9 protein-coding genes are annotated in these 12,356 nt (G+C 56.8%); 3 read left to right on the top strand and 6 right to left on the bottom strand.

Features of this window, described 5'->3' with window-relative positions:
- Positions 1-14 precede the first annotated feature (14 nt).
- Positions 15-1,433 carry an FAD-binding oxidoreductase gene (locus Q3Y58_RS10805; RefSeq protein WP_319622225.1) on the bottom strand — a complete coding sequence of 473 codons (1,419 nt, stop codon included), beginning with the start codon at positions 1,431-1,433 and terminating at the stop codon, positions 15-17.
- A gap of 190 nt (positions 1,434-1,623) precedes the next feature.
- The gene (locus Q3Y58_RS10800; RefSeq protein ID WP_319622224.1) at positions 1,624-3,438 is read right to left on the bottom strand and encodes a chloride channel protein; all 1,815 of its coding nucleotides are present in this window, start codon (positions 3,436-3,438) and stop codon (positions 1,624-1,626) included.
- 482 nt (positions 3,439-3,920) lie between these two features.
- Here Q3Y58_RS10800 and Q3Y58_RS10795 point away from each other — a divergent pair, with 482 nt between their 5' ends.
- Positions 3,921-4,670: an AzlC family ABC transporter permease gene (locus Q3Y58_RS10795; protein ID WP_274218501.1), complete on the top strand. Its 750-nt coding sequence runs from the start codon at positions 3,921-3,923 to the stop codon at positions 4,668-4,670.
- A complete protein-coding gene (locus tag Q3Y58_RS10790) occupies positions 4,667-4,981 on the top strand; it encodes an AzlD family protein (RefSeq protein ID WP_274218500.1) in 315 nt (104 codons plus the stop codon). The genes Q3Y58_RS10795 and Q3Y58_RS10790 overlap by 4 nt, the downstream gene beginning before the upstream one ends.
- Before the next feature lie 23 nt (positions 4,982-5,004).
- Here Q3Y58_RS10790 and Q3Y58_RS10785 read toward each other — a convergent pair whose 3' ends face one another.
- Together Q3Y58_RS10785 and Q3Y58_RS10780 are read right to left on the bottom strand one after the other, a co-directional pair.
- Complete coding sequence (locus tag Q3Y58_RS10785; protein ID WP_274218499.1) at positions 5,005-6,039, bottom strand: phytanoyl-CoA dioxygenase family protein; 1,035 nt, start codon at positions 6,037-6,039, stop codon at positions 5,005-5,007.
- A gap of 83 nt (positions 6,040-6,122) precedes the next feature.
- On the bottom strand, positions 6,123-7,940 hold the full coding sequence (locus tag Q3Y58_RS10780) for an aminopeptidase P family protein (protein ID WP_319622223.1): 1,818 nt from the start codon (positions 7,938-7,940) through the stop codon (positions 6,123-6,125).
- A gap of 302 nt (positions 7,941-8,242) precedes the next feature.
- On the opposite strand from Q3Y58_RS10780, the gene Q3Y58_RS10775 reads away from it, so the two are divergent.
- Positions 8,243-8,422 carry a hypothetical protein gene (locus tag Q3Y58_RS10775; RefSeq protein ID WP_274218497.1) on the top strand — a complete coding sequence of 60 codons (180 nt, stop codon included), beginning with the start codon at positions 8,243-8,245 and terminating at the stop codon, positions 8,420-8,422.
- A gap of 392 nt (positions 8,423-8,814) precedes the next feature.
- Here the strand turns inward: Q3Y58_RS10775 and Q3Y58_RS10770 are convergent, their stop codons facing one another.
- A complete protein-coding gene (locus Q3Y58_RS10770; protein ID WP_274218496.1) occupies positions 8,815-9,717 on the bottom strand; it encodes a 50S ribosomal protein L11 methyltransferase in 903 nt (300 codons plus the stop codon).
- 106 nt (positions 9,718-9,823) lie between these two features.
- Complete coding sequence (locus Q3Y58_RS10765; protein ID WP_274218495.1) at positions 9,824-12,259, bottom strand: ATP-dependent helicase; 2,436 nt, start codon at positions 12,257-12,259, stop codon at positions 9,824-9,826.
- Between the last annotated feature and the right edge of the window lie 97 nt (positions 12,260-12,356).

Raw genomic sequence — 12,356 nt, 5'->3', positions numbered from 1 at the left:
CCATCACGTTTAGGTTATGGCTCAATCGCCACGATTTTCCCCGGGTTCATGATGTTGAACGGATCAAGCGCGCGCTTGATGCTGCCCATCACATCAACGCCAGCACCGTGCTCATAAGCGAGGTATTTCATCTTGCCTTGTCCCACACCATGCTCTCCGGTGCAGGTGCCGCCCATGTCGATGGCGCGGTAGTTCAACCGTTCAATGAAGGCTTCAACACTGGCGATTTCCTCTGGGTTTTGGTCATCAGCAAGCACCAGAACGTGGAAGTTCCCGTCCCCCACATGGCCGACGATTGGCGCGGTAAACCCGCAGGCCTCAATGTCCTCTTGTGTGGCAGTCACGCACTCGGCCAGCTTCGAAATGGGAACACACACATCCGTTGAAAGACCCCGTGCCCCCGGGCGCAAGGAAAGGCCTGCCCAATAGGCATCGTGGCGGGCGGCCCACAGCTTGCTGCGGTCTTCCGGGCGCGTCGCCCATTCAAAATCTCCCCCACCAAACTCTTCGGAGATCGAACCAAAAAGCTCGACCTGCTCCTTCACGCCCTCCTCAGAGCCGTGAAACTCCACCAGCAGTGTTGGCGCTTCCTTCAACGAGAGCTTGGAGTAGCCATTGACGGCCTTCACTTGCAGCGTGTCGAGCAACTCGATGCGGGCGACTGGAATGCCGCATTGGATCGCGCTGATTACCGTGTTGCAGGCCGATTCCACATCTGGGTAATGGCAAATCGCAGCAGACACAGCCTCCGGCACACCAAACAGGCGCAATGTCAGCTCCGTGATGATGCCCAAAGTCCCTTCTGAACCCACCATCAAGCGGGTCAGGTCATACCCGGCAGAGGACTTCTTGGCGCGGCCGCCGGTTTTGACGATTGTGCCATCTGGCATGACCACCGTCAGACCAAGCACCATGTCCTTCATGGTGCCATAACGCACCGCGTTGGTGCCAGAGGCGCGGGTTGCCGCCATGCCGCCGAGGCTGGCATCTGCCCCCGGATCGATGGGGAAGAACAGGCCTGTATCGCGAATGAATTCATTAAGCTGCTTGCGCGTGACACCTGCTTGAACCACGCAATCAAGATCCTCCTGATGCACCGCCACAACCTGGTTCATCTGCGAAAGGTCAATGCTGATGCCACCACCGGGCGCATTCACATGCCCCTCCAGAGAGGACCCGGTACCAAAGGGAATGATCGGCACCCGATGCGCGGCACATAGCTTCACAATTGCCGACACTTCCTCCGTGGAATGGGCAAAAATGACTGCATCCGGCAACTGGTTTGGCAACCAGGTGGTGGTATGCCCATGCTGCTCGCGCATGGAATGCGACGACTGATAGCGGGTGCCAAACTGCTCCTTGAGCTGTGGCAGCACGGCTTCAATGCCGTCTGTGTTGCGTTCAACCGGGACCTGCAGCGATGCCAGTGTCATGATATCCTCCCAAGAAGCTTCAGGTGCGAACCGCCCACCTCCCAGCAGGACCTTACAGTGCGCACCACGCATTATTGCTTAGCTTCCTTGTTTAACAGCAGAATTTGGAAATGAGGAGCATCAACGAACAAAAAAGGCCGCGCTGAATACCAGCGCAGCCCTTGAAGCTTGCAACCGAGATGAGGTCTGCTCAAGCGTAGTGGTTTGCAATCACCGCTTCTGCAATCTCCGTCCGGTCAATCACACCGACAACGTCCTCTGGCCGAGGAATGCCCTTGGTGTTCTGCACCACAATGCCATAGCGGCGATTGTGCTTGTTCATGCGTGAGATCACCGTGTTCATGATGGACGTTTCGGGGGCAACCAGATAGTCCCGGCTGACCACATCGCAAAGTTCGAGATTGGCCGCCTCGCTGCCCCGGTGCTGAAGCGCGTCGTACTTCAAATAGCCGTCAATGCGCTTGCCTGTGACCACCACAACGTGATCAACATCCTTCGCATCCATCAGGGCGATGGCATCACACACCCTCACCGAACTGTCCAACAGCAGGAAATTCGGGCTCATCAGGTCATGGGCCTGCTGGACGAGGTACATGTTCGTGAACCGGTTTGTGGGAATCGGGCGACCACGGTTACGCAGCTTTATGGTGTAGATGTTTGCCGTAATCAGCCAACGGCGCACCCCGACCGCAAGCGCAACCGCCAGAACCAGTGGCACCATCACGTTGTAATCGCGGGTCATCTCGAAAATCATCATGATGGCAGTCATGGCACCGCCCGTGGCACCGCCAACAACCGCGCCCATGCCCACAAGGCCGAACTCGGCAATGCTGAACTCTGAGCCCGGAAACAGATGCTGTCCGGCCAGCCCCACAAGACCGCCGGTGCAGGCACCCAAAAACAGCGAGGGGGCAAACACACCACCCGAGGCACCGGACCCAAGGCTGATGGATGTTGCCAGCAGTTTGCCAACCAGCAGACACCCCAAGAGCACGAAGGTCTGCGGATTGTCGTTCAGGATATCCTGAATGGCCGCATAGCCCACACCAGCCGTGTGATAAGCCCCGGTTGTGACAAAAAAGGCGTAGGACATGGAGCCCACCAGCAACATGCCGATGATGTTCTGCGTGTACTCATTGCCTGGAAGCTTTGGGAACCAGTCCTCACATTTTTCCAGAACACGGATAAACGCCCAGCTGACAAAACCAGCGAGGAAACCGAGGATCGCAAAACCGGCGAGCTGCTCAATGGCGATGGCGCCATGCTGAATGTCGGTTGCTGTTGGCACGAAAAAGGCGGTTTCAACGCCAAGCACCACGTGCATGACGTAGGTCGCGGTTGCCGTCGCCACCACCACTGGCAGGAAGGTCCGGTTGCTGAACTCCGGCAAGAGAATTTCAACTGCAAACAGCACGCCGCCGAACGGCGTGTTGAAAGTAGCCGCAATCCCCGCGCCAGCACCTGCTGCAAGCAACGTGATTTTTTGCCAGCGCACCAGATTGAATGCACGGGCCAGAGAGGAGCCGAAGGCAGCACCAATCTGAATAATGGGGCCTTCGCGGCCCACGGACGCGCCACTACCAATGGAAATTGCAGAAGCCAGAGACTTCACAACGGCCACGATGCCACGCACGTTACCCTTCTTGTGATAGATCGCGTACATGACCTCCGGGACGCCGTGCCCCTTAGCTTCCGGCGCAAAGGTGCGCACCAGATAAACAACGATCAGGCCACCAATGACAGGGGCCAGAATGATGCCTGCGCCCCAAGGGCTGGGTTCGCCCACATGGTTGGCATCAAATGCAAATGAGAACTTGCCGTAGAAGAAGAAGTTATGAACAACCGCGATGAGAAAGCGAAAGATCACAGCTCCTGCTGCGGCAACCACACCAATTGCCACGGCAAAGACGCAAAGACCAGGAAGCGAGATGACACGCGTCTCCTCCGGCTCCTGCGCTTTGCTTGTGGTTGGTGCTGAAGCTTCTGTTATTGGACTTGTAGACATTTTGTCCCTTAATCCGCTTTTCTTGTTCGGTTTTAGGGCGGAGCAGACAACGCAAGGCAGGCCTTGAACGCATGAAAGCGTAAGGCAAATGAACGCGCTCCGAACTTGGCGTGACAAGGTTGTCCTGAACCCATCACCAAAGAAAATCAAGGGGAAAAATCGGTATTTTATTACCTACAGTACATTGACTGCAGGACATCTACGTACTTGCGTGCTTGATCCACTGCCTAGAGGCCAAGCAACCGGCAAGCATTCACAGATTGTTTAGTGTTTGCTTTGCTTCAAAAAAGCAGCGGCAAATGTGTGTCACGTAAAGGTATCAGTGAAATATCATTTCTCGCCGAGTAGTTTCTGCAGAAACAATGCGGAAGCAATCACATTTTATCATAAAACCATCTGAAAAAAGAATAGGTTCACGCCTTTGAACCACCCGTTCTTTCAGTTAAGGGAATAGCCGAGAGAGATAAATCGAGCCAGTTCCAATGACTGACACTACCGCCATTGCCAAGCCGTCAAGCCCAGCCCGTGACGACTACCTTGCAGGTATGAAGACCATCGCCCCGCTGCTGCTGGTGGCCGGTCCCATTGGCGTGCTGTTTGGCACCTTGGCAGCGCAGAAAGGCCTGTCGCCTTTCGAGATCATGCTGCAAAGCGCACTGGTGTTTGCTGGCGGCTCTCAGTTTGTGGCGCTGGACATGTGGGCAGAGCCGCTCCCTTGGCTGACCATCGCTTTGTCGACTCTTCTCGTCAACTTGCGCCATGTGCTCATGAGTACGTCACTCACTCCGAACACGGCCCAATTCAGTGCCCCCCAGCGCTTCGTGGCGTTTTTCTTTCTCGCGGACGAAGTTTGGGCACTTTCCGAAAAGCGCGCCCTCAAACACGGTCTCACCTTTTCCTTCTACATGGGACTGGTGGTGCCGTTCTATCTCATGTGGGTGCTCAGCAGTTTTGTGGGCGCGTTCTTGGGCTCCGCATTCACCGACCCGGCCTCTATCGGCCTCGACTTTGCGTTTACAGCCCTGTTCATCTGTCTCGTGATGAGCTTCTGGAACGGCATCCACACCGGCGCGGTTCTTGCCGCAAGCGGCCTCACCGCGGCTCTGGTACACGCCACCATCCCCGGCGCATGGTACATCATGGCTGGCGCGGCGGCAGGAATGGCCACCGCAGCCTTGCTGGCCCGGCCTGACAACGTGGAAAATCGCAGGACACCAGAGGGCCTATCATGATGGAGGAGCTGTTTGCAACCGACGTGATGTCCCTCTGGACCATCTTCCTGATGGGACTGTCGACCTACGTAACCCGCATCGCCGGTGTCTACGTTCTGCGCTATGTCACCTTGAGCGGACGCATGGAAGAAGCGCTAAAAGCCGTACCTCCGGCCATCTTCATGTCCATCATAGCACCTGTTGCGTTCATGACTGGGCCCGCCGAAACCATCTCCGCTGCTCTTACAGCTGTCGTGGCCATGCGTGCGCCGCTTCTGCCTTCCATCTGCGTTGGCGTGATCTGTGTCGCCTTCCTCCGCCAAGTTATCTAGCACACCCCAAGCGCCGCCCACCCTCACCGAACGGCGGGGGCCGTGACCTTGAGTTCCCCCACATCGATCAAGGCAGGCTTCTTGCCCTTCATCTTGGCGCTCATGCTCTGCAGAGCGACATAGAATTCCGCCTGACGCCCGCGAAGACCCGGAAGCAACAAAGGGTCCGGCGGGCTAAAGGGCATGAAGGCCGACTTGCGCAAAGAGCCATAGAGCCCAAGCCTGAGCGCCGGACGGGAACTGCGGCCACGGGCATGAAACCCGTGCGTGTCAGCAACCACCAGCGTGTTGGCCGGAACGTTCATCGCTATGGGGGCAGGCAGCCCCATCTCCTCAAGGTCGGCCTCAGTGATGCGGAAAGATCCGGCCGCATGATGCCCATTCTTGTGTTTGGCAGCGCTTAGGCTCTGACGAAACTCCCAGTCCCGCCGCGCCCGTGTAAGGCGATGCGATCCCGGCACGTAATTGAACGGCCCGTCCTCCGGCTCCACGTCCTTTAAGAACAGCCAAGCCTTGGCCGTGGGCTGGAATGTGTCGGAATGAAAGAAGGTCTGGGGATCCCGTTTGTCGTCCGCTGGATCGGTCAACACCGTGTGCATGAACACGATGGGGTCTCCGTCAACACTGGCGCAGTAGCGCAAGCCACCCTGAAAAGCAGGCAGGTTCACAGCGTCACTCAAAGCAGGAAGGCCCGCAAGCACTTTGGGAGGAAGCGGTGTGAAGCGGGTGACCGTACCACCCTGCTTCATCTCCCAAGCCCTGAAAGTGGTTGTCTCCAGCTCTTCCAAAAGGCGCTTGAAGGTCAGTGTTGGCAGCGCATTGTGTTTCAGCACGTATCCGTTTGTGGCGAAAAACTCCCGATCCTCTGCATCCAGAAAGCGGTTGAGTCGCGCTCGGCGCAGGTCCGCCATACGCTCGGCAAAGGCCATGCGCTTGACATGCAGCCCCCGTTGATTGAGCCACTCACTGCCGATGATACCATTGTTTTTGAAAGACTTTCCGCCAGCCAGAAGGTCTGCCAGCCACAGCGGATATCGGAATAGATCAAGGGCCTTCACGAGCACACCTCCCACCAATCATAGGTAGGCTAAGTGAAAAGTGTGCTCGTAAAAAGACCGTAAATCTTGGAGGCTCTGTCCCGTCAAATCTGACGGGTAGCTTCCTTCAGCCAAGCGCTGGTTTCTGCATCCAACAGCGGGTTCAGCGTGTCGAACACGCGCTGGTGGTAGGCGTTGAGCCACTGAAGCTCGGCCTTGGTCAGCAAGGACTGATCAACAAGCCGAAGATCAATCGGCGCAAGGGTCAGAGACTGGAAGCCAAGCATGGGTCGATCCCCGCCATCGATATCCTGTGCCGGTGTAACCAGCTCTAGATTTTCGATGCGGATGCCATACTCGCCGTCCTTGTAGTAACCCGGCTCGTTGGAGAGGATCATACCTGGCTCCAGCTTCACCTGATTGTTATTCTTGGCGATCCGTGCTGGGCCTTCGTGTACGCCCAGATAAGAGCCCACGCCGTGGCCGGTGCCATGATCAAAATCCAGCCCCGCCTTCCACAGCTCAATGCGCGCCAACGTATCAAGCTGAGCGCCGCAGGTACCAACAGGGAACCTTGCCGTTGCCAAAGCAATGTGAGACTTCAGCACAAGAGTGAAGTTGCGGCACTGCTCTTCAGTCACCGCACCAACGGCGAGCGTGCGGGTGATGTCTGTTGTTCCGTCTTCGTACTGAGCGCCGGAATCAATCAGATAGATGGAGTTCAGCTTGATCGGCAGATTGCTGTCATAGCTGACCCGGTAGTGACAAATCGCACCGTGCTCACCCACTCCGGAAATGGTGTCGAAGGAAATGTCCTTCAAAAGCCCGGTTTCACGGCGGAATTCTTCCAGCTTCTGCGCCGCGGACACTTCCGTCAGCTCACCATGCGGGGCGGTCTTTTCAAACCAGCTCAGGAACTTGGCATAGGCAACACCATCGCGAATGTGCGCATTGCGTGCGCCCTCGATTTCCGCAAGGTTCTTGATGGCCTTCGGAAGCAGGACAGGTTCGGCCCCCTCAACAACACTGCCACCCTTGCTGACAATGGCGTCGTAGAGCGCCTGCCCGGCCAAGGAGCAGTCCACCAAAACGGATTTTCTTGCCGCGCCGAGCACTTCCAGTGCTGGAATCAACGCAGAAGGCTCCGAAATCTCAGTAAGCTCAGAGAGAGCATCGCGCACTTGGTTGGAGAGCTTGCGGCCATCGATGAAGAGTTCCGGCTTGCCCTCAGCAGGCACAACCGCGAAAGACAGCGGCAGCGGGGTGTGCTCCACATCTGAACCGCGAATGTTGAAGAGCCATGCGATGGAATCTGGCTGAGTGAGAACCGCAGCCTCGGCCTTCTTGTCGGAAATCAGCTTGCCAATTCGCGAAATCTTGTCCGCTGCTGGCTCGCCGGCATATTCAAGCGGATGAAGATTGACTGCGCCCAAAGGCGCTGCAGGCCGATCCTGCCACACCACATCAACCGGATTGTCCTGAACAGCAACCAGATGCGCACCCGCTTCATGGCAGGCATCGGTGAGCTTGCGCACCTGCGCCACCGTATGCAGCATGGGATCGTAGCCCAGCTTCATGCCGGGCTTCAGCACACCTGAGAGCCACTCCACCAACGGCTGTTCATGCAGATGCCGGTACTTGAAGACGTCGAGATCCACCTGCTCGCGCACCTGAATGGTGTAACGACCGTCGACAAAGATTGCCGCACTGTCGCCCACAACCGCGGCTACACCGGCCGAACCGGAAAAACCGGTCAACCATTCCAGCCGGCAGTCAGATGCAGGAACATACTCGCCCTGATGCGCATCCTCCCGTGGAATCAGAAACCCATCCAAGCCTTGTGAGGCCAGCTCACCACGCAGAGCAGCAAGACGCGCTGGTCCGCGGGTTTTGTCATTGACTGTGTCGAAATTCTGGAACATTGCGCCAAGCTATCCCCGCCCCCAAGTGCCTTCAACTTATTTCTGTTGGCCGTCGACACTATAGATAGAAACCCCAAAGCCATTAGTATTACGCATATCTCCCATGCGCTTATTGCAATGCAACATTTCATGCATTTCTGTGACGCCTAGCTGACATATTTCAGCTTGACATGCACCAAATGCATAACCGACATGCGAAACTAACACTTTTTCCGGAGGCGTCCATAGGCCATATAGAGGCTGTAAGAAACGAACGCTGCAACGCAGCAAGCACGTACGAGAGAGATATTAAGGAGCCCCAAATGGTAGTTTTTGTCACCACCGGACAGTTTGAGTTGGGCGCCTATGATCGTGAAGACAAGCCATCTTTCTTCCGTCGTTTCGTAGAACGCATGATGAAAGCTCGCGAACAGCAGGCCAAGGAAATGGCAGAAGTGTACATCGCACTTCAGAACCAGTACCAGCCAGCTGGCGACAAGTAAGCCTGATAGGGCAGCGAATCTTCGCTGCAGCTGAGCGAAACCTCAGCAAAACAAGAAAATTTGCCGAAAGGCACGACGATCTTCCCGTCGAACGTAACTCCTCCCATACGTTCGTCGGACGCTGAAGCAAGTCCTCCCACTTGCCAGGCACCAATATCGAATGATTCCTCCCACTCATTCGATATTAAATAACCGGATGACGCTCCTCCCAACGCATCCGGTGCTTATCAAACCCCTGCTTCCATGGGTTCGGCTCCTCCGATCCGAACTCTTCCTCCCAGGAAGCAGGGGTTTTTTATTGTCTAAATTCTCCCGAAAACGGTACTTGCGCATAACAAAAAAGGCGAGCCTGAAGCCCGCCTTCAACAACTTGGAAAACTGGTCGCGCCTTTTTATGGAGCCCAGTTGCCGCGCACGAGTGTCAGCGTGAGCCATCCGTCGATTTCACCGCGGCGGTCAAGGCGGAAGCCCTGCTGGCTGTAAGCAGAGATGATACGCGGCCCATCTTCAACGCGCAGGCCGGATAGCACCAAGGTCGACTGATCAGCCATGTTGCGAGCGAACTTCGCCGACATCTGAACAAGTGGCTTGGCGAGAATGTTCGCAACAGCCAGATCAAAAGGCCCGTACTCAGCAAAGCGGCGATCATCCACGCCAGCCGCAGTGAAGCCTTTCACCAAAGGTGCAACGCCATTCAACTTGGCATTTTCCAGAGCGGTTTTGGTGGCAATCGGATCGATATCAGTGGCAAGCACTTCCTGATTGGTAAGCTTTGCAAGGCCGATGGCCAACACGCCTGTGCCTGTTCCCAGATCCAGCATGCGTTCGTAGCGGCGACGCTTCAACAAGCGCTGAAGCTCCAACAGACACCCAGCTGTCGTGCCATGATGGCCTGTACCAAACGCCAGCGCCGCTTCAATCTCCAGCCCGATATCGTGTGTGGAAACCGCATCCTTGTCATGAGAGCCGTGCACCACGAAGCGCCCTGCCCGTACTGGCTTCAGGCCTTCAAGTGACTTTGCCACCCAGTTGATCTCTGGCAGTTCCACCACTTCAGCGTCTTCCGGCAGTTTGCCTTCTGGCAGCAGCGGCACGATCTGCGCCTTGGTCAAGGCGGTGGCGTCTTCAACTGTGCTGTCGAGTACCAGCACCTCAGCTGTCCACGTTCTGCCATCGCTGGAGCTTTCAAAAACGGCGACCGGAAAGCCCTCGTCCTCAAAAAGAAATTCCAGTTTCTCAGAAAGGGCCTTCGCCTCCGCCTCAGGGCGCGGAATGCGCACACGGATCGTTGCCATTCTTCGTTCCTATCACTTGTTCTGTTGGAAATGGCCATAAACGGACCAGCGCAGAAAGGCCAGTCCGCTCACACAGCTTCATGCGTTTTGGCCAGCAGATCAGCGCTCAGGTCCGCTCGACAAAGCCGTCCAGCACCTTCTTGCGCCCTGCCTTCTCAAAATCGACGGTCAGTTTGTTACCTTCAACCGCGGAAATGTGGCCATAGCCGAACTTCAGATGGAAGATGCGCTCGCCAATTGAGAACTCGGAAGCCCCGTCACTGACAGACTTGGCGACAAGCTCTCCTTCAATGGTCTTTGGGCCTGCGCGCTGTTGTCTGCGGGTTTGTGTGCCGCCATGCGTGCGGCCAAGACCTGTGCCTGCTGCACGCGCTTGCTTGGCCCGCTGCCACCCCGGCGTGGAGTAGGTGTTCTTAAAAGGATCGTGGTTATCAAACCGGCTTGCGCCATAACCGCCGCCCGCACCACCTGCGCCGTAGCCGCCATAGGTCGAGCCTTGCTCAACAACCTCAACATTGTCGTGGGGCAGTTCATCAAGGAACCGGGACGGAATGGAAGACTGCCAGGAGCCATGAATGCGGCGATTGGAAGCAAACCAGATCTTGACCCGCTGCCGCCCACGCGTGACGCCCACATAGGCCAGACGCCGCTCTTCCTCAAGACCCGCCTGCCCGGTTTCGTCAAGCGCCCGCTGGTTGGGGAACACGCCCTCCTCCCAGCCCGGAAGGAACACGGTGTCGAACTCAAGCCCTTTGGCGGAATGCAGCGTCATGATGGACACCGCATCTTCCTCGTTCTCACCCTCTCGGTCCATGACCAGAGAGATATGCTCTAGGAAGCCTGCCATGCTCTCAAACTCTTCCATGGAGCGGATGAGTTCTTTCAGGTTGTCCAGACGTCCCGGCGCTTCCGCAGAACGGTCGGCGCGCCACATGGCCGTGTAACCGCTCTCATCCAGAATAACTTCCGCAAGCTCCGTATGGCTCATGCTGTCCAGCTGCAGCCGCCAGCCATCAAACTGCGCCAGAAGATCCGCAAGGGACTTGCGCGCCTTTGGACGCAGCTCCTCCGTATGGATCAGTTCGGATGCGGCTTGCATCAGCGGAATGCGTTCTGCACGGGCATACTCATGAACCAGCTTCAGGGACGCTTCACCCAGACCGCGCTTGGGCGTGTTCACAATACGCTCGAACGCAAGATCATCGGTTGGCTGCATCACACAGCGGAAGTAGGCCAGCGCATCGCGGATTTCCATGCGCTCATAAAAGCGCGGACCTCCAATGACGCGGTAGTTGAGGCCCAGAGTGATGAAACGATCTTCAAATTCGCGCATCTGGAAGGACGCACGCACAAGGATCGCCATCTCGTTGAGAAGATGCCCCTTGGTCTGCAACGTTTCGATCTCGTCGCCAATGGCGCGCGCTTCCTCCTGAGAATCCCAGGCTGACGCAACCGAGACCAGTTCCGCCTCAGGGTCCATGGCATCGGTGAACAGGGTTTTGCCCAAACGCCCCTTGTTATGCGCGATCAGATGGGAAGCCGCCGCCAGAATGTGGCTGGTGGAGCGATAGTTCCGTTCCAGCCGGATTACCGCCGCACCGGGAAAGTCATGTTCGAAACGCAGGATGTTGTCCACTTCAGCGCCGCGCCAGCCATAAATGGACTGGTCATCGTCGCCCACACAGCAGACGTTGTGATTGCCCTGCGCCAGCAAACGGAGCCACAGGTACTGCGCAATGTTGGTGTCTTGATACTCGTCCACCATCATGTAGCGGAAGCGGTTCTGGAAGCTCTTCAGCACATCCGGATGATCGCGGAAGATCGTGATGCAGTGGAGCAGCAGATCGCCAAAGTCACAAGCATTCAGGATCGACAGACGTTCCTGATAGGTCTCATAAAGGTGGCGCCCCTTGCCATTTCCAAAGCTCTGCGCTTCGCCAACGGGCACCTGCGCCGGTGTGAGACCGCGGTTCTTCCAGCTGTCCATCATGCCGGCGAAGGTCTTGGCAGTCCAACGCTTGTCGTCCAAGCCTTCGGCCTGAATGATCTGCTTGATCAGCCGCAACTGGTCGTCCGTATCCAAAATCGAGAATGACGACTTCAGACCCACAAGTTCTGCATGACGACGCAGGATCTTCACGCAGATGGCGTGGAACGTGCCAAGCCAGGCCATGCCTTCCACGTTGTCGCCCACATAGCGGCCAATGCGGTCCTTCATCTCCCGCGCTGCCTTGTTGGTGAACGTCACCGCCAGTATCTGCGCAGGCGTTGCCCGCCCCGTTGCCAGAATATGAGCAATACGCGTTGTCAGAACGCGGGTCTTGCCCGTGCCTGCACCGGCCAGCACCAGCACCGGACCATCCATGGTTTCAACGGCGCGGCGCTGCTCAGAGTTCAACCCCTCCAGATAGGTCGCCGCCTGTGCCGGTTGCCGCGCTGCCATGGCGCGCGCAGCAATGCCGCCAGCTCGTGGTTGATGAGATCCCGCCGGGGTCACATCACCAGAGTCATCGGGCACCGGCCAGTTGGAGGAATTTGACATGGGTCTCTTTCGCAAAGGTTCGAGTAGCGGGTTAAAAGATTCCTAACTCAGATAACTAGAACATTGTAGCAACATAATCCATCTCTGGAGATCACTG

Origin of the sequence: Nesiotobacter zosterae, from assembly GCF_033843645.1 — a bacterium.
Classification (GTDB): domain Bacteria; phylum Pseudomonadota; class Alphaproteobacteria; order Rhizobiales; family Stappiaceae; genus Pseudovibrio; species Pseudovibrio zosterae.
The sequence above is the reverse complement of the archived record's forward strand: the minus strand, read 5'-3'. Positions and strand labels throughout refer to the sequence as shown.